The organism is Caballeronia arationis, from assembly GCF_001544975.2.
Taxonomy (GTDB): Bacteria; Pseudomonadota; Gammaproteobacteria; order Burkholderiales; family Burkholderiaceae; genus Caballeronia; species Caballeronia arationis.
Genome location: NZ_FCOG02000013.1, coordinates 117,249 through 142,269 on the forward strand (window position 1 = coordinate 117,249; position 25,021 = coordinate 142,269).

21 protein-coding genes and 1 riboswitch are annotated in these 25,021 nt (G+C 63.9%); of the genes, 18 read left to right on the top strand and 3 right to left on the bottom strand.

Annotated elements, in window-relative coordinates:
* Positions 1-123: 123 nt before the first annotated feature.
* Positions 124-1,074 carry an aldo/keto reductase gene (locus AWB81_RS10650; protein ID WP_062634968.1) on the bottom strand — a complete coding sequence of 317 codons (951 nt, stop codon included), beginning with the start codon at positions 1,072-1,074 and terminating at the stop codon, positions 124-126.
* A gap of 186 nt (positions 1,075-1,260) precedes the next feature.
* On the opposite strand from AWB81_RS10650, the gene AWB81_RS10655 reads away from it, so the two are divergent.
* The 4 genes from AWB81_RS10655 (at position 1,261) to AWB81_RS10670 (ending at position 6,912) form a co-directional block, all read left to right on the top strand.
* Positions 1,261-3,501 (top strand): O-linked N-acetylglucosamine transferase, SPINDLY family protein, encoded by a 2,241-nt coding sequence (locus AWB81_RS10655; protein WP_087134880.1) that lies wholly within the window; start codon positions 1,261-1,263, stop codon positions 3,499-3,501.
* A 265-nt stretch (positions 3,502-3,766) separates the two neighbouring features.
* On the top strand, positions 3,767-4,918 hold the full coding sequence (locus AWB81_RS10660) for a flagellin (RefSeq protein WP_062634970.1): 1,152 nt from the start codon (positions 3,767-3,769) through the stop codon (positions 4,916-4,918).
* Between the two features lie 163 nt (positions 4,919-5,081).
* A complete protein-coding gene (gene fliD / locus AWB81_RS10665; RefSeq protein WP_062634972.1) occupies positions 5,082-6,593 on the top strand; it encodes a flagellar filament capping protein FliD in 1,512 nt (503 codons plus the stop codon).
* A gap of 19 nt (positions 6,594-6,612) precedes the next feature.
* A complete protein-coding gene (locus AWB81_RS10670) occupies positions 6,613-6,912 on the top strand; it encodes a hypothetical protein (protein WP_062634974.1) in 300 nt (99 codons plus the stop codon).
* Between the two features lie 124 nt (positions 6,913-7,036).
* On the opposite strand, the gene AWB81_RS10675 is transcribed toward AWB81_RS10670, so the two are convergent.
* On the bottom strand, positions 7,037-8,047 hold the full coding sequence (locus AWB81_RS10675; RefSeq protein ID WP_062634976.1) for a sodium:calcium antiporter: 1,011 nt from the start codon (positions 8,045-8,047) through the stop codon (positions 7,037-7,039).
* A 101-nt stretch (positions 8,048-8,148) separates the two neighbouring features.
* A riboswitch (yybP-ykoY riboswitch) is annotated at positions 8,149-8,329 on the bottom strand.
* A gap of 195 nt (positions 8,330-8,524) precedes the next feature.
* Here AWB81_RS10675 and AWB81_RS10680 point away from each other — a divergent pair.
* Positions 8,525-10,111 carry an ABC transporter substrate-binding protein gene (locus AWB81_RS10680; RefSeq protein ID WP_062634978.1) on the top strand — a complete coding sequence of 529 codons (1,587 nt, stop codon included), beginning with the start codon at positions 8,525-8,527 and terminating at the stop codon, positions 10,109-10,111.
* A gap of 19 nt (positions 10,112-10,130) precedes the next feature.
* Here AWB81_RS10680 and AWB81_RS10685 read toward each other — a convergent pair whose 3' ends face one another.
* Positions 10,131-11,204 carry an MBL fold metallo-hydrolase gene (locus AWB81_RS10685; protein WP_062634980.1) on the bottom strand — a complete coding sequence of 358 codons (1,074 nt, stop codon included), beginning with the start codon at positions 11,202-11,204 and terminating at the stop codon, positions 10,131-10,133.
* A gap of 99 nt (positions 11,205-11,303) precedes the next feature.
* On the opposite strand from AWB81_RS10685, the gene AWB81_RS10690 reads away from it, so the two are divergent.
* The 13 genes from AWB81_RS10690 to bioB all read left to right on the top strand — a co-directional run bounded on the left by AWB81_RS10690 (position 11,304) and on the right by bioB (position 24,278).
* Complete coding sequence (locus AWB81_RS10690; protein WP_062635038.1) at positions 11,304-11,726, top strand: MerR family transcriptional regulator; 423 nt, start codon at positions 11,304-11,306, stop codon at positions 11,724-11,726.
* 19 nt (positions 11,727-11,745) lie between these two features.
* Positions 11,746-13,554 (top strand): bifunctional isocitrate dehydrogenase kinase/phosphatase, encoded by a 1,809-nt coding sequence (gene aceK, locus AWB81_RS10695; protein ID WP_062634982.1) that lies wholly within the window; start codon positions 11,746-11,748, stop codon positions 13,552-13,554.
* A gap of 38 nt (positions 13,555-13,592) precedes the next feature.
* Positions 13,593-14,375 carry a carbonate dehydratase gene (gene can / locus AWB81_RS10700; RefSeq protein WP_062635039.1) on the top strand — a complete coding sequence of 261 codons (783 nt, stop codon included), beginning with the start codon at positions 13,593-13,595 and terminating at the stop codon, positions 14,373-14,375.
* Positions 14,368-15,561, top strand: a complete 1,194-nt coding sequence (locus AWB81_RS10705) for an acetyl-CoA C-acetyltransferase (protein WP_062634984.1) — start codon at positions 14,368-14,370, stop codon at positions 15,559-15,561. Before can ends, AWB81_RS10705 begins: the two co-directional genes overlap by 8 nt.
* A 22-nt stretch (positions 15,562-15,583) precedes the next feature.
* A complete protein-coding gene (locus AWB81_RS10710) occupies positions 15,584-16,261 on the top strand; it encodes an SDR family oxidoreductase (RefSeq protein ID WP_062634986.1) in 678 nt (225 codons plus the stop codon).
* Between the two features lie 33 nt (positions 16,262-16,294).
* Complete coding sequence (locus tag AWB81_RS10715) at positions 16,295-16,903, top strand: glutathione S-transferase family protein (protein WP_062634988.1); 609 nt, start codon at positions 16,295-16,297, stop codon at positions 16,901-16,903.
* Positions 16,900-17,322, top strand: a complete 423-nt coding sequence (locus AWB81_RS10720) for a YchJ family protein (protein ID WP_062634991.1) — start codon at positions 16,900-16,902, stop codon at positions 17,320-17,322. Before AWB81_RS10715 ends, AWB81_RS10720 begins: the two co-directional genes overlap by 4 nt.
* Before the next feature lie 325 nt (positions 17,323-17,647).
* Positions 17,648-18,886 (top strand): dienelactone hydrolase family protein, encoded by a 1,239-nt coding sequence (locus AWB81_RS10725; protein WP_062634993.1) that lies wholly within the window; start codon positions 17,648-17,650, stop codon positions 18,884-18,886.
* A gap of 230 nt (positions 18,887-19,116) precedes the next feature.
* Complete coding sequence (locus AWB81_RS10735) at positions 19,117-19,914, top strand: enoyl-CoA hydratase/isomerase family protein (RefSeq protein ID WP_062634997.1); 798 nt, start codon at positions 19,117-19,119, stop codon at positions 19,912-19,914.
* Positions 19,915-19,953: 39 nt separating this feature from the next.
* The gene (gene bioA / locus AWB81_RS10740; RefSeq protein WP_062634999.1) at positions 19,954-21,282 is read left to right on the top strand and encodes an adenosylmethionine--8-amino-7-oxononanoate transaminase; all 1,329 of its coding nucleotides are present in this window, start codon (positions 19,954-19,956) and stop codon (positions 21,280-21,282) included.
* Positions 21,279-22,484 (top strand): 8-amino-7-oxononanoate synthase, encoded by a 1,206-nt coding sequence (gene bioF / locus AWB81_RS10745; protein WP_062635001.1) that lies wholly within the window; start codon positions 21,279-21,281, stop codon positions 22,482-22,484. The genes bioA and bioF overlap by 4 nt, the downstream gene beginning before the upstream one ends.
* Positions 22,481-23,206, top strand: a complete 726-nt coding sequence (bioD, locus tag AWB81_RS10750) for a dethiobiotin synthase (RefSeq protein ID WP_062635003.1) — start codon at positions 22,481-22,483, stop codon at positions 23,204-23,206. The genes bioF and bioD overlap by 4 nt, the downstream gene beginning before the upstream one ends.
* A gap of 28 nt (positions 23,207-23,234) precedes the next feature.
* Positions 23,235-24,278, top strand: coding sequence for a biotin synthase BioB (gene bioB, locus AWB81_RS10755; protein WP_062635005.1), 1,044 nt, complete (start codon positions 23,235-23,237; stop codon positions 24,276-24,278).
* The last annotated feature ends 743 nt before the right edge of the window (positions 24,279-25,021 follow it).

Here is a 25,021-nt window from a genome sequence, read left to right on the forward strand (position 1 = left end):
GGCCGCCGGGCGCAGCGCAGAAACACCGCGCCGTCGGGCAAAAATCTCGATTCGGGCGCGATGTTACCAGATAGCTTGCGAATCGCCAAGATCCCAACTCTCTGATGTGATTGGATTTTTCGGCTACCTGGCCGGCGCGCTCGCCTTATTGAGCACGTCGATGTCGTCGGCGGAGAGCGTGAGGTGCGTCGCCGCTGCCAGACTTTCGAGCTGCTCGACCGACGTCGCGCTCGCGATCGGCGCCGTCACGCTCGGCCGCGCGATCACCCACGCCAGCGCCACGGTCGCGGGCGTCGTGCCGTGCCGGTTTGCGACCTCGACGAGCGCATCGACGATTTTCAGGCCGCGGTCGTTCAGATATTTCTCGACCCGCGAGCCACGCGCCGCGTTTTTCAGATCGTCCTTCGAACGGTACTTGCCGCTCAAAAAGCCGCTCGCCAGGCTGAAATACGTGACGACGGCGATCGTGTGCTTCTCGGCGACAGGCTCGAGACCGGTTTCGTAGCCTTCACGGTCGTACAGGTTGTATTCGGGCTGAAGCACCTGGTACGCCGGCAACCCCGTGTCCTTCGATACTTTCAGCGCCTCCTCCAGCCGCGCGCCCGAGTAGTTCGACGCGCCGATCACCCGCACCTTGCCCGCATCGATCAGCTTTTGGTACGCGCCGAGCGTCTCGTCGAACGGCGTCTTGTCGTCGTCGAGGTGCGAAAAATAGACGTCGATGTAATCCGTTTGCAAGCGCCGCAGCGAATCGTCGACAGCGGCCGCGATGTTCGCCGCCGACAGACCCGACCGCGTGCTCAGCATGCCGACCTTGGTCGCGAGCACGATCTTGTCGCGCTTGCCGCTTTGCCTGAACCACTTGCCGATGATGGTCTCCGACTCGCCGCCCTTGTGGCCGTCGACCCAGGCGGAGTAGACGTCGGCGGTATCGACGAAATTCAGGCCGTGGTCGACGAAGGCATCGAGGATAGAGAACGACGTGCGCTCGTCGGCGGTCCAGCCGAAGACATTGCCGCCGAAGACGAGCGGTGCGACCTGCAGGTCCGAGGTTCCGATGGTGCGTTTTTGCATGAGGGCTCCGGTAGCGATTGGGACGGACGAAAGAGGATACGCGCGAACGCCCGCGGCTGCTGGCGCTATCCGAATGGAGCTTGCGCGCGAATCGGACGAACAGGAGCGGTTTTCCGGCCCAGTTCCGCGCTTCGCTTCCCAGGACGCACGCCGATAATTCCGCAACATCCCTGTATTGCCGAGACTATGAACGCATCGAACGAATCGAACGAGCCGTCTGCCCGCAGGCCGCTTACCGAAGAACAGCAATTCGATCGGGACCTCGTGCACGTGCTCGAGGCCGCCATCGAACGGCATCAGACCTTGCACCTCGACGAGGCCGAAACGCTGTATCGCCTGATACTCGACGCGCGGCCCGCGCACGCCGACGCGAACTTCAACCTGGGCATGCTGACAGCCCAGCGCGGCCAGTACGAAGCGTCCGTGCCGTTCTTCGAGGCCGCGATCGGCACCGATCCGACGCAGCACATCTACTGGGCCAACTATGTCGACGTGCTGACGCGCAGCGGCCAGGTCGCCGCGGCGAATCTCGTGCTCGACCTCGCGCGCACGCAAGGCGTGAACGGGCCGGCGATCGACCGGCTCGCCGCTGAACTGCGCGAGGCGACACAAGCGCGCGAAGCCGTCGCGGCGAACGACGGCCGCACTTCGCCCACGCCCCAGGAACTCAGCCAGTTGCGCGCGCACTATTCCGCCGGACGCATCGAGGAAGCCGTCGCGCTCGCGCGCACGCTGACCACGCGCGATCCGGCGTTCGAGTTCGGCTGGGAGATCATCGGCGTCGGTTCCGTCAAGCTGATGGATCTGAAACGCGGTATCGCCGCGCTGCGCCGTCTGATGGAACTGCGGCCCGATTTCATCGATGCGCGCCGCATCCTCGCGGACGCCCTGCGTCTTTGCGACAAATTCTTCGAAGCCGAAGCCGAGTGCCGCACGATGATCGCGCAGGACCCGAACTATGGCGAGGCGCACCGCATTCTCGGCATGACGCTGCGCTCCATGCTGCGTCTCGACGAAGCGCAGGCGGCGTGCCGCCGTGCGATCGAAATCGATCCGCTCTCGGCGCAGGCTCACGACACGCTCGGCGTCATCCTGCTGGATCAGGCGCTCGTCGACGAAGCCGAAGCGCATCACCGGCGTGCGATCGAACTGAAGCCGAATGTCGACGGCGCGCACGAGAACATGCTGTTCTGCCTGACGCACAAGGACGACATCGATCCGAAGGCGCTCTTCCAGCAGCACCTGTACTTCGCCGAACAATGCGAAAAGCCGCTGCTCGGCACCTGGAAGAAGCATCGCAACGCCAGCGATCCGAACCGCCGCATCCGCGTCGGCTTCGTGTCCGGCGACTTCAACAAGCACCCTGTCGCCGTCTTCATGGAGCCGGTCTTCCGCCATCTGGCGAACGACCCGAGCGTGTCCGTGCACGCCTACTACAACCGTTCCGTGAACGACGAGGTCACGCACAGGCTGCGTTCGCTCGTCGAGCGCTGGCATGACATTTCCGGCCTCCCGGACGCTGCGCTGGCCGACAAGATCCGCGCGGACGGCATCGACGTGCTGATCGACCTGTCCGGCCATACCGGCTACAACCGGCTCCTGACCTTCGCACGCAAGCCGGCGCCGGTCCAGGCGACATGGATGGGCTATCTCGGCACGACCGGCATGACGTCGATGGATTACTACATCGCCGATCGCTTCTATGTGCCGCGCGAGCAGATCGACGGCCAGTTCACGGAGAAGATTGCGTATCTGCCTGCGTTCGCGGCCTTCCAGCCGCCGGAAGCCGCGCCGCCGCTCAACGCGCTTCCCGCGCTGCGCAACGGCCACATCACATTCGGCAGCTTCAACCGCTTCAACAAGCTCCGTCCGCGCACGATCGCGCTCTGGTCCGAACTGCTGCGGGCGTTGCCGGACGCCCGCATGATGATCGCCGGCATGCCGCGCGACAACAGTCACACGATCCTCACCGAGTGGTTCGCGAAGGAAGGCGTCGAGGCAAGCCGCCTTGAATTCCGCCATCGCGCCCAGCTGGAAAGGTATCTCGCGCATCACCTCGACGTCGACATCGCGCTCGACACGTTCCCCTACGCCGGCGGCGTGACCACCCTGCAGGCCATGTGGATGGGCGTGCCGACGCTCACCGTCCCGGGCGACCTGATCGCGAGCCGGGGCAGCATCTCGGCGCTCTCCCATGCGGGGCTCGAGGACTTCGTCGCGAAGGACAGCGCCGACTTTGTGGCTAAGGGTGTGGCGTGCGCCGCCGATATACAGAGGCTCGCGCAGATTCGCGACGGCATGCGGGAGCGCTGCATGCAGTCGCCGTCGTTCGCGGCGGACACGGTGGCCGCGGGCTTTTCGCGCGCGGTGCGCAAGATGTGGCAGCGCTGGTGCGCAGGCGAAGCACCCGCCACGTTCGAGGCCTGAGGCAGCGGCAAAGCCGTGCGCCGCAGTCCCGATCGGGGCAGTCCGGCGCGCGATCCGGGGTGGCGGCGACAAACGTTTGCCCTTCAGGAAGCGTGCGGCACAAGGCTTCTTCGACATTCCGCAGGCAAATGCAATGAGACGCCTAAAGTTTGCCGAAGACGGGCCGAAAACCTAAACAAGCGGCCAGACAAAACGACGGACGCTTCCGCCATAAACGGCTTTGTCAACAGACGAAACACCTGCCAGGCCTCATTGGAGAAATAACATGATCGGTATTAACAGCAACATCAACTCGCTGGTCGCCCAGCAAAACCTGAATGGCACGCAGAGCGCCCTGTCGTCGGCGATTACGCGCCTTTCGTCGGGCAAGCGCATCAACAGCGCAGCTGACGACGCAGCAGGCCTCGCCATCGCTTCGCGCATGACCTCGCAGATCAACGGCCTGAATCAAGGCGTGTCGAACGCCAACGACGGCGTGTCGATGGTCCAGACGGCATCGAGCGGTCTGAGCCAGATCACGGACAACCTTCAGCGTATCCGCCAGCTCGCCGTGCAGGCATCGAGCGGCTCGCTGTCGACGGCCGACAAGACGTCGCTGCAAAAGGAAGTGACGCAGCGTATCAGCGAAATCAACCGCATCTCGTCGCAAACGACGTACAACGGCACGAACCTGCTCGACGGCACCGCCGGCAGCAAGACGTTCCAGGTCGGCGCGAACGTCGGCCAGTCGATCACGATCGACCTCGGCACGGGCGCGAACGTCTCGGCCCTGTCGCTCGGCGGCAGCACCCCGCAGAAGGGCACGGTCGTCGGCACGATCGACGGTCTCTCCCTGAACGCTTCGGGCGCAGCGGTCACCAGCGGCTCCGCCGCGATCACCTCGGTCAACGTCATTGCCGACGGCAACGGCGGCTACACGTTCACCGACCAGGACAACAAGTCCCTCGGCGACGGCACGACCGCAACGGGTACGTTCGACTCGTCCAACGTGTTCGGCAGCCTCACGACCGCGGGCGGCATCACGCTGAACAGCACCAACGTGCCGTCGGCCACCACCGCACAAACGACGGAACTCGCGACGCTGAACGCGAACAGCAAGCCGCCCCAAGTGTCGCAGATCGACATCAGCGCGACCGACGGTGCATCGTCGGCGATCGAAGCGGTCGACAACGCACTGAACTCGGTCAACGCATTGCAGGCTCAGCTGGGCGCCGTGCAGAACCGCTTCAGTTCGGTGGCCGCCACGCAGACCGCACAGGCCACTAACCTGTCGTCCGCTCAATCGCAGATCACCGACGCGAACTTCGCGCAGGAAACCGCGAACCTGAGCAAGGCGCAAGTGCTGCAGCAAGCAGGCATCTCGGTTCTGGCGCAAGCGAACTCGATGCCCCAGCAGGTCCTGAAGCTCCTCGGCTAAGCATCGTCATGGCCATGACCGGCGCGCACGCCGTACCGCGCGCCGGACGAAGTACACCGGGAGGCTTGCCTCCCGATCGGCATTTCTGTTTTACGCATCACCCTGTCATTTCTGAGCAGGCATTCCTCAACCGATCAGGCAATCGCCAGGAGCGGAGTCATACATGTCCACGGTAGCAACCACGTCGGCGTCCACAGTCGACCCGAACAGTGCAGTCCAGCAGGCCGCCCAGTCGATCATCAGCGGCTCGACCAATTCGTCGATGGACGTGAACTCCCTCGTTACCGCGATCGTTAATGCAAAGGTGGCGGGCCAGACCGACGCGCTCACCTCGAAGCAAACCAAGGACAACACGCAACTCACCGCGGTCGGCACGCTGAAATCCGTGCTGTCGCTCTTGCAAAGCGCAGCCAGCTCGCTCGCCGACGGCACCACGCTCAACGCCTTCACGGCGACCGGCAGCGGCAAGGGTCTGACGGGCACGGCAAGCACCGGCGCCGTGGCCGGCAGCTACGCCGTTTCGGTGAGCAACATCGCCACGTCGCAGTCCATCACCTCGGGCGCGTTCAGCAGCACCGCGCAGCTCGGCACGGGCACGATGAACCTGTCGATCGGCGGCAAGAGCATGTCGATCAACATCGATTCGACCAATAACACGCTCGCGGGCATCGCTTCTGCGATCAACTCGGGCACGGGCAATCCCGGCGTCACGGCCACCATCGTCAACGGCACGGATGGCGCGCACCTCGTGCTGCGCTCGTCGTCGACCGGCCAGGCGAACGGCATCAACGTTTCGGTCACACCGACCACCGACAACGGCCTGAGCAATCTCAACGTCGTAACGACCTACTCCGGCGCCACGACCTCGAACGGCGTCACGACGCCCGCGCAAACAGCGGTCAATTCGTCGAACTGGACGCAGACGACGGCCGGCATGGACGCCAATTTCACGATCGCCGGCACAGCCGCGACGAGCGCGACCAACACGGTCACGGGCGCGCTGACGGGCGTTTCGCTGACCCTGACGGCCGATGCGGTCGGCACCACGCAGACCCTCACGGTCGCGCAGGACACGACGGGCCAGCAGACCGCCATCGACGGATTCGTGACGGCCTATAACAACTTCATCAGCACGGCATCGTCGCTGACCGCGTTCGATTCGACGCAGGCAAAGGGTTCGCAGGGCGGCGCGCTGCTCGGCGACTCGATGATGAACATGATCCGCAACACGCTGTCGAGCACGATCAGCAAGGGCGTGGGCGTGGGTACGAACCAGGTCAACCTCGCATCGATCGGCATCACGCTGCAGCCCGACGGCTCGCTGAAAACCGACGAAGACGCCCTCAAGGCGGCACTGACGAGCAACCCCGGCACGGTCTCCTCGCTCTTCAACTCGACGACCGGCGTCGCCGCGACTTTGAACACCAGCCTGACGTCGTTCCTGCAGACGGGCGGCATCATCGACACGCGCACGACCGCGCTCAACGCCGACCTGCAAAGCATCGCCGATCAGCAGACGCAGCTGACCGCCTATACGGCGCAGCTCACTACGTCGTATAACGCGCAATTCACGGCGCTCAACACGCTGATGTCGCAGATGTCGAACCAGTCGAGCTATCTCACGCAGCTCTTCGGCGGCACCAACAGCGCCGGCGCGATGGCGACCAACAAGTAATCCCGGGGACCGCAACGCAATGAACCAGCACGATGTGATTCAGCAAGCCTGGGCACTGACGGAACAGATCGAAGCGGCGACGGCCGGGTGCGACTGGCCGCGCGCGGCGGAACTCGCCGAAGCGCGCGCGCCGCTCCTGATGTCGCTACAGGCCGATCAGCCCGCCGACGCGCTCGCGACGATCCGCAAGATCCAGTCGAGCATCGAAGCGGTGACGCAGGCGGCCGGGATTGCGCAGGAAGCGCTCGTCGCGAACCATCGGCGCTCGATGGAACGCGCCAGCGCCGCGAGCCGCTATCAGCAGGCAGCACGCTTCTAAAGTTTTTCCAGCGACAGCCGATAACCTTAATAACAACAACAAGAACGACGCGTCGAAGCACGGCGCAATGCTTCGCTCTTGATGCCCGCCTCGGCGGGCATTTCTTATTTGTGCGGCCGTTTTTTCAGCGCCCGAGCGTCAGCGTGAGATACGCGCCGTACAGCACGCCGTTGCCGAGCAGCGCCCACAACACCACGCCATTGCTCCGTGCATTGAAGCGCAGCCACGCGGCCGCGGCGAGCGTGATCAGAACGCCCGTGAGCACTTCGACACGCGGTTCCCAGGGTGTCAGCATGATGCCGATGGCCGGCAGCAGCGTGCCCTGAAACACCATCGCGCCCGTGATGTTGCCGAACGCCAGCGTGTCCTTGCCGCGCCTAGCCCAGAGGATGCTGTTCACCTTCTCCGGCAGTTCGGTCGCGATCGGAATGATAATCAGCGACAGCAGCAGCGCCGACACGCCCAGCACCTGCGACACGCCTTCCACGCCGTGAATGAAGCCCTTCGCGCCACCGACCAGAAGCGCGATCCCGATGGCGAACTGAAGCACGATCGTGGCGAGCGAGGTCGGCAGGCCGAGTCGCGAGACGAAAAGCCGTTCGGGCGCCTCGGTGCCGTGGCCGCTTTCGACGAGTCCCGCCGATGCCCTGAACGTCGATATCACATACACCACGTACACGCCGACGAGACTCGCCGCGAAGAGCGCCCGCACCTGCCACGCGTGGTGCGGCACGAACATCGCGCCGGCCGCGATGGCGAATGCGCACAGGAAGAAGTTGAGATCGCGCGTGAAGCCGCTGCGTTCCGGTGAAATCACCCCACGCATGCCGCGCGACTTCAGGATCGCAAGCGTCATCAGGCAGGTGGAGAGCGTCGCGAGCATGAGTGGCGCGCCGAGAATCGCGCCGACGCCGATCTCCTCGTTGACCGCCCGGCTCGCGGTGCCGCCGAGCAGCGCGATGATCGGCACGGTCGTTTCGGGGAGCGCCGTGCCGACGGCGGCGAATAGCGAGCCGGTCACGCCTTCGGAGATGCCGAGCCGTTCTCCGAGATGTTCGAGCGCGTTCGTGAAGAATTCGGACGCCACGAGAATGACGGCCAGCATCAGCGCGAGTTCAATGAAAAGCATCGTCATGCGGCACCTCGCGACGAGGCGTGCACGGAGACATTCGCGCTGGTGACGGCGCGTGCGGGGGATTGTTTTATGAGTTGTGGGGACACGATGATTCCACGGTCGGACGTCAGCGAACCATGATGCATCGCGCGCCGTCCGACCAGGAACGACACGATGCATCAATGGTCTCGCCAAACCGAGCGGATGAACTCGCGGTCGAACGCGCCACGGCAGAAAAGCCGAGGATGTTGACGCGTTCTCCTTCCGAAGGCGGAAGGAAGGCTACTCCCCAAAGACGGGGTGAAGTGTAGCCCGCGCGCCACGATTCGGCAAGGCGCGTCTCGCGGCGCACATATGGATATGGCGATCGGATCGTTGTCGCCGTAGGTCGCGTTCGATAATCTACCGGCGCGGGCGCGCGGCTTGCATCCGGTTTGCGCGCCGTCGAACGATAAAGAACGTAACGATCAATCGACCCTCAGGGTCACGGGAGAACTCATGCGCCTCAATCTGCTTGCGGCCGCCGCGCTCGTCGCCATGCCGATCCTCGCAATGGCGAAGCCGCTTACCGTCTGCACCGAATCGAGCCCCGACGGCTTCGACGTCGTGCAGTTCAACTCGCTCGTCACGACCAACGCGTCGGCGGACGTGATCTTCAACACGCTCGTCTCCTACGACGAAGCCGCGAAGAAAGTGACGCCCGCCCTCGCGGAAAAGTGGGACGTGAGCGAAGACGGCCTCACCTACACGTTCCATCTGCGACCGAACGTGCAGTTCCAGAGCACCGACTACTTCAAGCCGGCGCGCAAGCTTGACGCCGACGACGTCGTGTTCACCTTCGAGCGCATGCTCTCCGACAGCAATCCGTGGCACAAGGTCGCGGGTGCGAGCGGCTTCCCGCACGCGCAATCGATGGGGCTCGTGAAGCTGATTAAGTCGGTGAGCAAGGTCGACGACAACACCGTCAAGTTCGAACTCAACGAGCCTAACGCGACCTTCGTGCCGATCCTCACGATGGGCTTCGCATCGATCTATTCGGCCGAATACGCCGATCAGTTGCTGAAGGCGAACCAGCAGGCCGACCTGAACGCGAAGCCGATCGGCACTGGACCGTTCGTGCTGAAGAGCTATACGAAGGATTCGGTGATCCGCTACGACGTCAATCCGTCGTACTGGGGGCCGAAGCCGAAAATCGATCGGCTCATCTACGCGATCACGCCGGATGCATCGGTGCGCGCGCAGAAGATCAAGGCGGGCGAATGCCAGATCGCGCTCTCGCCGAAACCGCAGGACGTGCTCGATGCGAAGAACGACAAGGCATTGAAAGTCAGCGAAACACCGGCGTTCATGACGGCGTTCGTCGCGCTAAATACGCAGAAGAAGCCGCTCGACAATCCGAGGGTGCGCCAGGCGCTCAACCAAGCGTTTGATCGCACCACGTACCTGAAGACCGTCTTCGAGAACACCGCGACGGCCGCCGTGAATCCGTATCCGCCGAACACGTGGAGCTACGACAAGGCGGTGAGCCCGTATGCGTATTCGGCGGACAAGGCGAAGAAGCTGCTCGCCGACGCAGGCTTCCCGAACGGCTTCGAAACGACGATCTGGGTGCGTCCGAACGGCAGCGTGCTGAATCCGAATCCGAAGGCCGGCGCCGAACTGCTGCAGGCCGATCTCGCGAAGATCGGCGTGAAGGCGCAGGTGAAGGTGATCGAATGGGGCGAGCTGATCAAGGAGGCCAAGCAAGGCCAGCATGACATGCTGTTCATGGGCTGGGCCGGCGACAACGGCGACCCCGACAACTATCTCTCGCCGCTATTCAGTTGCAACGCAGTGAAGTCGGGCATCAACTTCGCGCGCTACTGCGACCCGCAACTCGACAAGCTGATCGCGGACGGCAAGGCGACGCCCGATGTCGCCAAGCGGACCAAGGCCTATATCGACGCGCAGAAGATCATCCACGATCAGGCGCTGTGGATTCCGCTCGCGTATCCGACGGCCGCCGCGCTCACGCGCGCCAATGTGAGCGGCTATCGCGTGAGCCCGTTCGGGCGGCAGAACTTCGCGAGCGTTTCAGTTCAGTAGTTACCGGCAAATGGCGTGGTCACGCGCGGGAAAAGCGGATCACGCCATCGTCGCCGACTTCCCGCTTCAACTCTCCTTTCAGCCATAGCAGATGCAGGTGCGCGAGCGCCTCGCCGAGCGCGAACGTCATCTGATGGATGTCGAGCTTACGCTTGAACATCAGCGGCACGATATCGGCGGCGCTGTGCGGCTTCGTCGCGCAGGCCTCGTGCACTTCGGCAAGACGCGCCTTGTGATGATCGCGTAACTGCGCAATGCGGGTATGCATCCCGCGAAACGGCTTGCCGTGCGAAGGCAGCACGAGCGTATCGGCGGGCATCGTCTCATACCGGCCGAGCGACTCCAGATACAGCGCGAGCGGATTGCCCTCCGGTTCGATGTCGAACACCGATACGTTGGTCGAGATGCGCGGCAGCACCATGTCGCCGGAAATCAGGACGTTCGACTCCGCGCAAAAGAGCGCGCTGTGCTCGGGCGAATGGCCGTAGCCCGTCACCACTTCCCAGGCGCGGCCGCCGATCGTCAGCGTGTCGCCGTTACGCAGGCGACGGAATTGCGGCGGGATCGATGGCACGAGCGTGGGATAGTAGCTGTCGCGCTTTTTCAGTGCTTCGAGCGATGCCTCATCGGTGAGGCCGTGTCGCGCGAAGTGCCGTGCGGCACGCTCGCCGCCCGCGTTGGAACCGTCTCCGGCGGCCATTACGCGGCCCATCGCGTATTCGCCCAGCGAAATCCACAGGCGCGCATTCCAGCGCTTCTTGTCGCCACCGCGGCAAATCCAGTCCGCGAGACCGAGATGGTCCGGATGGCAATGCGTGACGATCACGCGCAGCACCGGCAGGCCGTCGAGGTGCGATTCGAATACGCGCTCCCAGTTCGCGCGGATCGTTTCGTCCGAAATGCCGCAATCGACGATCGTCCAGCCACGCACGCCGTCGATTTCGTCGCGCATGAGCCAGAGGTTGATGTGGTCGAGCGCGAACGGCAGCGGCATGCGCACCCAGAACACGCCGGGCGAAGCTTCCATGACTTTGCCGGCTTCGGGCAGCGCGTCGGCAAAGACGTAGTCGAGTTGATGTTCGAGGGCGTTCATTCGCGCATGGATCTCCGGGTTGCGGCGCCGTTGCAATTTGGCGAGGTTGACGATAACGTAAACGTACATATTAACGTCCGCGGACCTATCGCGCTCGCGATGAAACAACAGACGCAATACACGATCACCGAACTGGCGCGCGAATTCGACGTCACGCCGCGCGCCATTCGTTTCTACGAAGATCAGGGCCTGCTCGCGCCGACACGCGACGGTCCGAGCGGCTTGCGTCGCGTCTATGCGGCGCGCGACCGCACGCGGCTGCGGCTCACGCTGCGTGGCAAGCGCCTCGGCTTCACGCTCTCGGAAATTCGCACGCTGCTCGATCTCTACGATTCACCAACCGGCACCGTCGCGCAGCTGCAGGCATTTCTGGACACGATCGCCACCCATCGCAAGGTGCTGGAGCAGCAACTGGAGGATCTGAACGCGACGCTCGCCGAGCTCGCGCAGTACGAGCAGCAAGGCCGTGCCTTGCTTTCAGCGAGCGCTGAAAAGCGTGCGCGTAAATCCAGGGCGGCTTGATACGACGTGCAAGGTCGACATGAACCACTTTCCCAAACTGCTCTCGTCGCAAATCGGCTTCGATGTCGCGCAGACGATGCTCGAAGGGTTCGACCGTCACTATCGCGTGTTTCGCGACGCTGCAATCAAGGCGAAGACGCTCTTCGAAGCGTGTGACTGGCATGCCATGCAGCAACTCGCGCGCGACCGCATCATGTCGTATGACGATCGCGTGGACGAATGCGTGATGCTGCTCGAAGACGAATACGACGCCGAGAATATCGACGACGAAGTCTGGCAGCAGATCAAGCTGCACTACATCGGCTTGCTCACATCGCATCGCCAGCCGGAGTGCGCGGAGACGTTCTTCAACTCGGTGTGCTGCAAGATCCTGCATCGCTCGTACTTCAACAACGATTTCATCTTCGTGCGCCCGGCCATCTCGACCGAATACATCGAGAACGACGAACCCGCGGCGAAGCCGACGTATCGCGCGTACTACCCGGCGCGGGACGGCCTGGCCCCGACGCTCGAACGCATCGTCACCAACTTCCAGCTCGAACCGCCATTCGAGGACCTGTCACGCGACGTGCAGTGCGTGATGCAGTCGATGGCCGAAGTGCTCGGCGATTTCAAGGCCGCGCCGAATTTCCAGATTCATGCGCTCTCGTCGCTCTTCTTTCGCAACAAGGCCGCGTATATCGTTGGACGCATCATCAACGGCGATAGCGTCGTGCCGTTCGCCTTGCCGGTGCGCCACACGCGGCCCGGCCTGCTCGCGCTCGATACCGTGCTGCTGAGCCGCGAGCAGTTGCTGATCATCTTCAGCTTCTCGCATTCGTACTTTCTCGTCGACATGGAAGTGCCGTCGGCTTACGTGCACTTTCTGCGCTCGATCATGCCGGGCAAGCCAAAGGCGGAGATCTACACGTCGGTCGGCTTGCAGAAGCAGGGCAAGAACCTGTTCTATCGCGACCTGCTGCACCATCTGTCGCATTCCAGCGACCACTTCGTCGTCGCGCCCGGCATCAAGGGAATGGTGATGATCGTGTTCACGCTGCCGTCGTTTCCGTATGTGTTCAAGATGATCAAGGACTATTTTCCCCCGCCGAAGGAAACGACGCGCAAGAAGATCAAGGACAAGTACCAGCTGGTGAAGCGCCACGACCGGCTCGGGCGCATGGCCGATACGCTCGAATATTCGAGCGTCGCGCTGCCGATCGCGAGGCTCGACGACACGCTGATTCGCGAACTGAAGAACGAGGCGCCGTCGATGATCGAATACGAAGGCGACAATCTCGTCCTGAGGCATCTGTATATCGAGCGGCGCATGGTGCCTCTCAACCTCTTTCTGCAAAACGGCAGCGACTCGGACATCGAGCACGGCATCAGGGAATACGGCAACGCGGTCAAGGAACTGATGCAGGCCAACATCTTCCCCGGCGACATGCTCTACAAGAACTTCGGCGTGACGCGCCACGGCCGCGTGGTGTTCTACGACTACGACGAGATCGAGTACCTCACTGATTGCAACGTGCGCAAGGTGCCGCCGCCGCGCTACGAGGAAGACGAGATGTCGGGCGAGCCTTGGTATACCGTCGGCCCTCACGACATCTTCCCGGAAACCTACAATACGTTCCTGCTCGGCGACCCGCGTGTGCGCGAGGCCTTCATGCGCCATCACGCCGATTTCTTCGATCCCGCGCTGTGGCAAAGAAACAAGGACCAGCTGCTGCGCGGCGAACTCGCCGACTTCTTTCCCTATGAACGATCGGCCCGCTTCTGCATCCGCTATCCGGAGCGTTTCGGGCAGGATCAGAAGGTTACGGCCGCAGCGCGCGCCGCATGAGCGAGCGCGATTGCAAACGGCCGCCAAAAGACACGAACATGAACATCACTGACGACAACATCAATCCTCAACACCCGCTCGCGCATCTGTTCGAGAACAACGCGTCGTGGGTGAAGCGCGTGCTCGCCGAAGACCCCGAGTACTTCTCGCGTCTCGCGCACCAGCAGGCGCCCGAGTATCTGTGGATCGGCTGCTCCGATTCGCGCGTGCCCGCCAACCAGATCATTGGCCTGCCGCCGGGCGAAGTGTTCGTGCACAGGAACATCGCGAACGTGGTCGTGCACTCGGACCTGAATTGCCTTTCGGTGATCCAGTTCGCCGTCGACCTGCTGAAAGTGAAGCACATCATGGTGGTCGGCCACTATGGCTGCTCGGGCGTGGGCGCGGCGCTTATGGGCCACCGCGTCGGTCTCGCGGACAACTGGCTGCGCCACGTCGAGGACGTGCGTGAGAAGCATGCGTCGCTGCTCGACGAATGGCCGATGGGTTCGGCGCGCCATCGCCGGCTGGTCGAGCTGAACACCATCGAGCAGACGTTGAACGTGTGCCGCACGACCATCGTCGACGACGCGTGGTCGCGCGGCCAGGAACTCACCGTGCACGGCTGGACCTACGGCGTGCACGACGGCCGCATGCGCAACATGGGCATGATGATCAGCGCGCCGGACCAGATCGAACCGGCGTATCAATCGTGTATCGCTGCACTGGCTCGCGGCGGCGCGCATTCGACGGAGAACGACGTGCTCGCCTCCGATGCCGCGCGCCTCGGCGATATTCCTGCCGTTGTGGCAGGCGTCATCAAGGAGTTGAAACATGAGTGAGACAAATCGTGATCCGGTCGTCATCGTTTCGGCGGCACGCACGCCGATGGCGGCCTTTCAGGGCGACTTCGCATCGTTGACGGCGCCCGAACTCGGCGCCGCCGCGATCTCGGCCGCACGCGAGCGCGCGGGCCTCGCGCCCGAGCAGATCGAGGAAGTCGTGTTCGGCTGCGTGCTGCCCGCAGGCCAGGGCCAGGCGCCTGCACGGCAGGCCGCGCTCGGCGCGGGCCTGACACTCGCGACCGGTTGCACCACCGTCAACAAGATGTGCGGCTCGGGCATGCGCGCCGCGATGTTCGCGCACGACATGCTGCTCGCGGGCTCCGTCGAGACGGCCGTCGCGGGCGGCATGGAGAGCATGACGAACGCGCCGTATCTGTTGCCGAAGGCGCGCGCCGGCATGCGCATGGGACACGGCCAGGTGCTCGACCACATGTTCCTCGACGGCCTCGAAGACGCCTATGAAAAGGGCCGGCTGATGGGCACGTTCGCGGAGCAATGCGCATCGTCGTATTCGTTTTCGCGCGAAGCGCAGGATGCATTCGCGATCGAGTCGCTACGACGCGCACAGCGGGCGAACGAGGACGGCTCGTTCAAGTGGGAGATCGCGCCCGTCACGGTGAAGGGCCGCAAGGGCGACACCGTCATCGATCGCGACGAGCAGCCGTTCAAGGCCAACATCGAGAAGATCCCGACGCTCAAGCCCGCGTTCGCGAAGGACGGCACGGTGACGGCGGCGAACTCGTCGTCGATTTCCGATGGCGCCGCGGCGCTCGTGATGATGCTCGAATCGACGGCCAAACGTCTCGGCGTGACGCCGCTTGCGCGCGTCGCGGGGCACAGCACGTTCGCACAGCAACCCGCGCTCTTCACGACGGCGCCGGTCGGCGCAATCCGCAAGCTCTTCGAGAAGAGCGGCTGGCGCGCGAACGACGTCGACCTGTACGAGATCAACGAAGCGTTCGCCGTCGTGGCGATGGCCGCGATGCGCGAACACGACCTGCCGCACGACAAGGTGAACGTGCACGGCGGCGCGTGTGCGCTCGGGCATCCGATCGGCGCGTCGGGCGCGCGGATTCTCGTTACGCTGATCGGCGCGCTCAGGCAGCGCGGGCTGAAGCGCGGCGTCGCGAGCCTGTGCATCGGCGGTGGCGAGGCGACGGCGATGGGCGTGGAGTTGTTCTGAGCCTTTCAGACAAGGACCCGAAATGAAAACCGTATTGATCGTCGGCGCTTCGCGTGGACTCGGTCACGAGTTCGCGCGTGTCTACTGCCGCGACGGCTGGCGCGTGCTCGCCACCGCGCGCGACAAGTCGTCGCTGCATGCGCTCGACGCCCTTGGCGCGCAGACCTTTTCGCTCGATGTCACGCAGCCCGAGCAGGTGTCGGCGCTCGCGTGGCAGCTGGAAGGCGAGACGCTCGACGTCGCGGTCATCGTTTCGGGTATCTACGGCCCGCGTACCGAAGGCGTGCAGACGATCAGCGCCGACGACTTCGACGACGTCATGCGCACCAACGTGCGCGGCCCGATGCAACTGATTCCCGTGCTCCTGCCGCTCGTCGATGTAGCGGGCGGCGTGCTTGCCGTGCTGTCGAGCAGGATGGGCAGCATCAGCACGGCAAGCGGCACGACCGGCTGGCTCTATCGCGCGAGCAAGGCGGCGTTGAACGCGGTGCTCAAGGTGGCGTCGCTGGAAACGCGGCACTCGACGTGCATCGCGTTGCATCCGGGCTGGGTGCGCACGGAGATGGGCGGTTCGTCGGCGGCGATCGACGTCGCGCACAGCGTGGCCGGCATGCGCGCGGTTATCGCAGAAGCGGGTGCAATGCGCAGCGAGTTCAACGGCAGCTTCGTGCAATACGACGGCACGAAGATCGACTGGTGAACTTCACACACTCAACGTTTCCAGGGACCGCTCGTGACTTATCAGGTACATGGTGTATCGGCTTCGGGCAACTGCTACAAGGTGAAGCTCGCGCTCGAACAGCTGAAACTGCCGTATGCGTGGCATGAAGTCGACATGATGAACGGCGCGACGCGCACTGACGCGTTTCGCAAGCTCAATCCCAACGGCAAGGTGCCGGTGCTGCAGATCGACGACACCACGTGTCTTTCCGAGTCGGATGCGATCCTCTGCTACCTCGCCGAAGGCACGCCGCTGATGCCGGCCGACCGCCTTGCGCGTGCGCAGGTGCTTCAGTGGATGTTCTTCGAGCAATACAGCCACGAGCCGAACGTCGCGGTGGCGCGCTTCATCCTGCAGTTCCTCAAGACGCCCGACGATCCTCGCCTGCCCGAGAAGATCGCGGGGTCGTATCGCGCACTCGACGTGATGGAGGCGCATCTCGCCACGCGCGCGTATTTCGTCGGGGAGCGCTATACCGTCGCGGACATCGCGCTCTATGCCTACACGCATGTCGCGGGGGAAGCGAATCTCGATCTCGTGCGCTACCCGGCCATCCGCGCGTGGCTCGAACGCGTGCGCACGCAGCCGCGTCACATCGACATGCCGCACGCCGATCAATGACGCCGCTCGAATGCCCATGCGGCGGCGCGTCGCCCGAACGCCGGCCGAACGCCCGCGCGCCGCGCTACGCGGACTGCTGCGGGCGGTTCGTGGAAGGCCACGCGCTACCCGCCACCGCGATGGAACTGATGCGTTCGCGCTACACCGCCTATGTCCTCGGCGACACGCCCTATCTGCGCGCCACATGGGCAGACGAAACGTGTCCGCACGACCTCGACGCTTCCGCCGATCCGGCCACGCGCTGGCTCGGCCTGGAGATCAAGCGCCATGTGCAGGTCGACGCGAACCATGCGCAAGTCGAATTCGTCGCGCGCTACAAGGTCGGGGGACGCGCGCACCGTTTGCATGAAACGAGCCGTTTCGTGCGCAATGCCGACGGACGCTGGCTTTATATCGACGGCGAAATTAATAACGCCTAAAAGTGTTATTAAGCGTTCCCTACAATTACACGGTAGAAATTCCCTTAATACCTGCTTTCGATTAAGCGAGTAATTACAGGGTCTTCGCTAATTGTTCACATTCTTTTTGACCGGTTAATCTACGGTTACGTCAGGCGAAGTCGTAATGCAGTGCCTGAACGGCCGTATTGAAGCCAAATGTCGTGTCTTTTCAGGACATGACTCCCGGAATCCCGCCCTCATACTGCTTCCAAGGTAAGCAGGGAGGTCGGTTTGTGACTTGGGTTTGCGATTTCAATCTGGGCCACACCGTTTAATGCCTTTCAGGCGGCTGGAGTTCAAAGGGATGGGAAGCAACGTCTGTTCGATCGGGTTGAGCCTCATTTGCGCACTCGGAATGCTGCAATCCGTCGCGCACGCCGCTCCGGTCGGCGGCACCCGCCAGTCGGAAGGACTGCAGGCACCCGCGTTCGGGCAGCTTCCCGGCACCATCGATCCGACCCTCCCCGTCGTCGACAATAGTCTGAACGAAACCGTGATCCGCGTTCCCGAGGACGACATCACGCTGCAGACCACCATCTTCAAGCCGGACGGCAACGGCCCGTTCCCGATGATCGTGTTCAATCACGGCAAGCTCCCCGGCGACTCGCACAATCAGCCCCGCAACCGCCCGCTCGCGCTCGCACGCGAATTCGTGCGGCATGGCTACGTCGTCGTGGTGCCGAATCGCCGCGGTTTCGCCGAATCGGACGGCAACTATGCCGGCAGCGGCTGCAACGTCGAAGCGAACGGCTACGCACAGGCGCGCGACGTCGCGGCAACGGTCGCGTACATGAGCCAGCAGCCGTACGTGGACAAGACCCGTATCGTCGTCGGCGGGACCTCGCATGGCGGCCTGACTGCGATTGCCTATGGCGCGCGCGACGCCGTGTCGGCGCCCGGCGTGCGCGGCCTGATCAACTTTTCCGGCGGCCTGCGCCAGGACGAGTGCGAAGGCTGGCAGAAAAACCTCACCTCGGCGTTCGGCGCCTACGGCGAAAAGGTGCGTCTCCCGTCGCTCTGGCTCTACGGCAATAACGACTCCGTGTGGCAGGGCCAGCTCGCGGGCCAGATGTATACGGCGTTCACCGAACACGGCGCGAAAGCCCAGATGTTCGATTTCGGCAGCTACAAGAACGACGCGCACCGCCTCGTCGGCGACCGCGACGGTGTCCAGGTCTGGTGGCCGCACGTGAAGGCGTTCCTCGCGCAGATCGGCATGCCGACCTCGGTGCAATATCAGGTCTCCGAGCCGCATGCGCCGAAAGCCACCGGCTATGCGAACCTCGATGCCGTTACCGCAGTTCCGTTCCTCGACGAAAGCGGCCGGGCCGGCTATCGCAACTTCCTGAATCAGTATTCGAGCCGGGCGTTCGCAGTGTCGAACTCGGGCGCGTGGTCGTGGGCCGAGGGCGGCGACGATCCGATGTCCGTCGCGCTTGCGAGCTGCCAGAAGCAAAGCAGCGATCCGTGCCGTCTCTACGCAGTCGACGAAGCCGTCGTCTGGCGCGATTCCAGCGGCGACACGCAGACCGCATCGCGCTGAATTTACCGAACTCCGTTTTTTTTCACGCCGGCGCACGAGCCGGCGTTTTTGCATCTTCGCGCGCAAAATGCGCCGACAAGCCAACGCGATGCACGAAGTTACGCGCGGTATCGCGTGCGCCGCGCGCCCTCGTGGCTGCGCAGCAAGCCCGCATTGCGGGCCGGAATCGAAATGCATCTCGAATTTAGCGATAATCGGTTTCTCGTCGTCCACCTTGCGAAGACATTTCCATGACCGATGCACTGAACCTGCAGCGTCTCCAGTTCGCCGTCGAGGGGCACGTTGCCCGCGTGACGCTAGACCGCTCCGACGTGCGCAATGCCTTCGACGACGCGACGATCGTCGAACTGACCGCCGCGTTTCGCGCGCTCAATGACGACACCAGCGTGCGCGCCATCGTGCTCGCCGCGAACGGTCCGGCGTTCTGCGCGGGCGCGGACCTGAACTGGATGAAGCGCATGGCGGGTTACTCGGACGCCGAGAACCGCGCCGACGCGCTCGGTCTCGCGACGATGCTCAACACGATCTACACCTGCGGGAAGCCGGTGATCGCGCGCGTGCAGGGCGACGCGTACGCGGGCGGCATGGGCCTCGTCGCCGCGTGCGACATCGCGATCAGCGCCGACACCGCGAACTTCTGCCTATCGGAGGCGAAGCTCGGCCTCATGCCCGCGACGATCGCGCCCTATGTGATCCGCGCGATGGGCGCGCGCGCGGCGCATCGCTATTTCGTCACCGCCGAGCGTTTCGATGCAGCCGAAGCGCTGCGCATCGGCTTCGTGCATCAGGTTGTGGCCGCCGATCAGCTCGAGGCGGCCGTCAACGCAGTAGCGGCGTCGATCGTCGCGAACAGCCCGAACGCGGTGCGCGAATGCAAGCAACTGGTGGTCGACCTGGCGGAGCGGGCGATCAACGACACGCTGATCACCGATACCGCCGACCGCATCGCGCGCATTCGTGCATCCGATGAAGGACGCGATGGCGTGCGTAGTTTTCTGGAGAAGCGCAAGCCGTCGTGGCTCGCGTGAAGTAATGGGCGTGCGCATTGCGCATGTCGTGGAGTTGCTTTGAACACTGAAGCCAATCAAGACTGGGTCGCGCGATCGCTCGCCGCCGTGTGGCATCCCTGCACCCAGATGAAACATCATGAGCGCCTGCCGCTCATTCCGGTCGCGCGCGGAAAGGGCGCGTGGCTCTACGATCATGACGGCCGGCGTTATCTCGACGGCATCAGTTCGTGGTGGGTCAATCTCTTCGGCCACGCGAATCCCGCGATCAACGCGGCGCTCAAGGATCAGCTCGACACGCTCGAACACGCGATGCTCGCGGGCTGCACGCACGAGCCGGCGGTGTTGCTCGCGGAGCGGCTTTCGGCGCTGACGCAACAGACGCTCGGCCATGCGTTCTTCGCGTCCGACGGTGCATCGGCGGTCGAGATCGCGCTGAAGATGAGCTTTCACTATTGGCGCAATCGCGGACAGGCGCAGAAGCGCGAATTCGTGTGTCTCGCGAACAGCTATCACGGCGAGACCATCGGCGCACTCGGCGTAACCGATGTCGCGCTCTTCAAGGACGCTTACGATGCGCTGATCCGTCACGCGCACGTGGTCACTTCGCCCGATTCGCGCAAAGGTGACGACGCAGCGCGCGCCGCGCTCGCCGACATGCGCTCGCTTTTCGAAGCGCGCGCGCAACATCTCGCGGCGGTTATCGTCGAGCCGCTCGTGCAGTGCGCGGCCGGCATGGCGATGCACGATGCGTCGTATCTCAAGGGACTGCGCGCGCTGTGCGACGAGTTCGGCGTGCATCTGATCGCCGACGAAATCGCGGTCGGCTGCGGACGCACCGGCACCTTCTTCGCATGCGAACAGGCGTCGGTGTGGCCGGATTTCCTATGTCTCTCGAAGGGCATCAGCGGCGGCTATCTGCCGCTGTCGATCGTGCTCACGCGCGATGAAATCTATGCCGCCTTCTACGACGACGACCTCACGCGCGGCTTCCTGCATTCCCATTCGTACACGGGCAATCCGCTCGCCTGCCGCGCGGCGCTCGCGACGCTGGACTTGTTCGACAGCGCGGACGTGCTAGACGAGAACCGTCGCAAGTCGTCGTTGATGAGCGCTGCGCTGAAGCCATTGGGCGATCATCCGAATGTGCGCAACCTGCGCTCGCGCGGCACGATCTTCGCGTTCGACGCGGTGATCGAAGACGCTACTCAAGCCCGCACATTCTCGCGACGTTTCTTCGAAAATGCCCTGAAACAAGAGCTTTTGTTGCGCCCGATCGGCAAGACCGTCTATCTGATGCCGCCTTATATTCTCGACGATGAAGAGCTGATGCTGCTCGCCGAACGCACGCGCACGACCTTCGAAGCCACGCTCGCGGAGGCCGCATGAGCAGCACATCCGACGCGCTCTTCGATACGCTGAAGCAAGGCCTCGCCGACATCGGCCAGCGCGGCCTGCGCCGTCGCCGCCGCACCGCGGACAGCGCCTGCGCCGCGCACATGACGGTGGACGGCCGCGAGATCATCGGCTTCGCGAGCAACGATTATCTCGGCCTCGCCGCGCATGAAAAGCTGCGCGCCGCGCTCGCCGAAGGCGCGCAACGCTACGGCGCGGGCAGCGGTGGCTCGCATCTGCTCGGCGGCCACTCGCGCGCGCATGCGCAACTCGAAGACGACCTCGCGAAATTCAGCGGCGGCTTCGTCGACAACCCGCGCGCGCTCTACTTCAGCACCGGCTACATGGCGAACCTCGCCGTGCTCACGACGCTCGCGGGGCGCGGCACGCTCGTCTTTTCCGATGCGCTCAACCACGCGTCGCTGATCGATGGCGTGCGGCTCTCGCGCGCCGAAGTGCAGATCTATCCGCACGCAGACGCGGCAGCGCTCGACGCGATGCTCGACGCATCGTCGGGCGAAGCGGCCACGAAAGTGATCGTGACCGATACCGTGTTCAGCATGGACGGCGACATCGCTCCGCTTGCGCGTCTCGTCGAACTCGCCGAGCGTCATGGCGCGTGGCTCGTCGTCGACGATGCGCATGGCTTCGGCGTGCTCGGGCCGCAAGGACGCGGTGCACTCGCGCACGCCGCCTTGCGCTCGCCGCATCTCGTCTATGTCGGCACGCTCGGCAAGGCGGCAGGCGTCGCGGGCGCGTTCGTCGTCGCGCACGAGACCGTGGTGGAATGGCTCGTGCAGCGCGCGCGTCCGTATATCTTCACGACGGCGTCGCCGCCGGCCGTCGCGCATGCGGTGTCGGCGAGCATCAGGATCATCGGGAGCGAAGAAGGAGACGCGCGTCGCAAGCATCTCACCGCGCTGATCGAGACGACGCGTGCGATGCTCCGGCGCACGCGCTGGCTACCGGTCGATTCGCACACGGCGGTGCAGCCGCTCGTGATCGGCGGGAACGATGAAACGCTCGCGCTCGCCGCCGCGCTCGATGCAAAGGGTCTGTGGGTGCCCGCGATCCGTCCGCCGACGGTGCCCGCCGGCACGTCGCGTCTGCGCATCTCGCTCTCCGCTTCGCACAGCGATCAGGATCTCGCCCTTCTCGGCGATGCCCTTCACGCCCTGAGCGAGCAGCAGCAATGAACGCACCCGTTTCCTTCTTCGTCGCCGGGACCGATACCGAGATCGGCAAGACGCTCGTTTCGTCGGCCCTGCTGCACGGCTTCGCGCAGCAGGGCTTGCGCGCCGCCGCGATGAAGCCGATCGCGGCGGGCGCCATCGAGCGCGATGGCGTCTGGCACAACGAAGACGCCGATCAACTCGATGCCGCCGCAAACGTCGCGCTGCCGCCCGACATCCGCACACCTTATCTGCTGAAGGAACCCATCGCGCCGCATATCGCGGCCGCGCGCGAGAGCGTGTCGCTCGACATCTCGCGTATCGTGGATGCCCACAAGCTCGCGATGACTCAGGCCGATGTCGTCGTGGTGGAAGGCGTCGGCGGCTTTCGCGTGCCGCTCACCGATGTGCACGACACCGCAGACCTCGCGTTCGCGCTGAACCTGCCGGTCGTGCTCGTGGTCGGCATGCGGCTCGGCTGCATCAGCCACGCGCTGCTCACCGCCGAGGCGATCGCCGCGCGCGGCCTGAGGCTCGCGGGCTGGGTTGCGAATCGCGTCGATCCGGACATGCTCTATCCCGGCGAGAACATCGAGGCGATCCGGCTGCGCCTCGACAGCCAGTACAACGCGCCGCTCATCGGCACCGTTCCCTATCTCGCGCCGCCCGATGCCCGACAGGCGGCAACGCACATCGATTCGACCCTGCTGTTGCAGACGCTTCAGGCAACCGACGCGGGCCACTGACTCACGCTTTATCCAGAGGATTGATCACATGACGCAAGCACGACCCGCCGAAACTCAGACTCAAGCCGCGTCGCAAGCGCAGACGCTGCAGCGCTGGCGCGTCGCGGATGTCGTCGCGCTTTACGAACTGCCGTTCAACGACCTGCTCTATCGCGCGCAGACCGTGCATCGCGAGCACTTCGACCCGAACACCGTGCAGCTCTCGACCCTGCTCTCAATCAAGACGGGCGGCTGCGAGGAAGACTGTGCGTACTGTCCGCAGTCGGTGCATCACGACACGGGACTGAAGGCGGACAAGCTGATGGAAGTCGATGCCGTGCTGAAGGCCGCCGAGATCGCGAAGGCGAATGGCGCGACGCGCTTCTGCATGGGCGCGGCGTGGCGCAATCCGAAGGACCGTCATCTCGAACCGATCAAGGACATGATCCGCGGCGTGAAGGCGATGGGTCTGGAAACCTGCGTGACGCTCGGCATGCTCGAAGCGCATCAGGCAGAAGGCCTGCGCGAAGCGGGTCTCGACTACTACAACCACAATCTCGACACGTCGCCCGAGTTCTACGGCCAGATCATCTCGACGCGCACCTACCAGGACCGCCTCGATACGCTCGAACGGGTGCGCGATGTCGGCATCAACGTGTGTTGTGGCGGGATCGTCGGCATGGGCGAATCGCGTCGCGAGCGCGCGGGTCTCATCACGCAACTCGCGAACATGGACCCGTATCCGGAATCGGTGCCGATCAACAATCTCGTGCAGGTCGAAGGCACGCCGCTGACGGGCACCGCGCCGCTCGATCCGTTCGAATTCGTGCGCACGATCGCGGTGGCGCGCATCACGATGCCGCGCGCGATGGTCCGGCTCTCGGCCGGACGCGAGCAAATGGACGAAGCGCTGCAGGCGCTCTGCTTCGCCGCTGGCGCGAACTCGATCTTTTACGGCGATCAGTTGCTCACGACGAGCAATCCGCAAGCCGAAGCGGACCGCAAACTGCTCGAACGACTCGGCATTCGCGCCGAGGCTTCGCAGCAGGTTGAAGAAGCGCAGGCCTGCGATACGAAGTGCGGACACGCGTAAAGGTTTTGCTGGCGCTCGGGGTTGTTAAACACCGTTTGATACGCCTGCGCTTCCATGAAACTTGTTTTCTTGTCGGTCTATTGGCTCTGCCCCTGTCCGGGGCGGGACTTACTTTCTTTGCTGCTGCAAAGAAAGTAAGCAAAGAAAGCAGCTTTTTCAGGCAGCAGTCTTAGGACGGCAACGCACTGGCAATACCGAGTGGCCCAGCGCCTAAGTGTCGCCCTCAAAGGACTTCAGGGGCTTGGTGCGCGGCACGCACTGTGAAATCGCACAGCAAACGAGTTGGCACAGCAGTCATTCATCCGTTTTCGCTTCGCTGGACGAGAGGTGCATTAGTCGTGCGGTTTAGGTTCGCGGTCGAGGTTGTAGTCCACTTGTTTTCGGTTGTGCCCCCCCGTCCGAGCGAAGCGCGGACGGACCGGAACGCAGTGCATACCACTCCGGTCGAGTTTCAGTGGTGTCAGTGCGTGCGCGCGCCAAGCCCGGTGGTCCTTTGAGGGCGACACTTAGGCGCTGCGCCACTCGGTAGTGCAAGTGCGGTCACGTCCTAATACCGTTGACTCCCTAACGAGGCTCCGCCTCAGACCGACGAGTTGTACGGGTGACTGCGGAGCGCTGGCGGTGTAAGGTGGCTCCGGTCGAGCCGGCTGGGACGTGCCCAGCGATGTACGAGCTCGAAGCTCAATGGGTCCGAAGACCCGTGGACGACCGGAGCCAATCATGACGTTATCACAGAGTGTGTG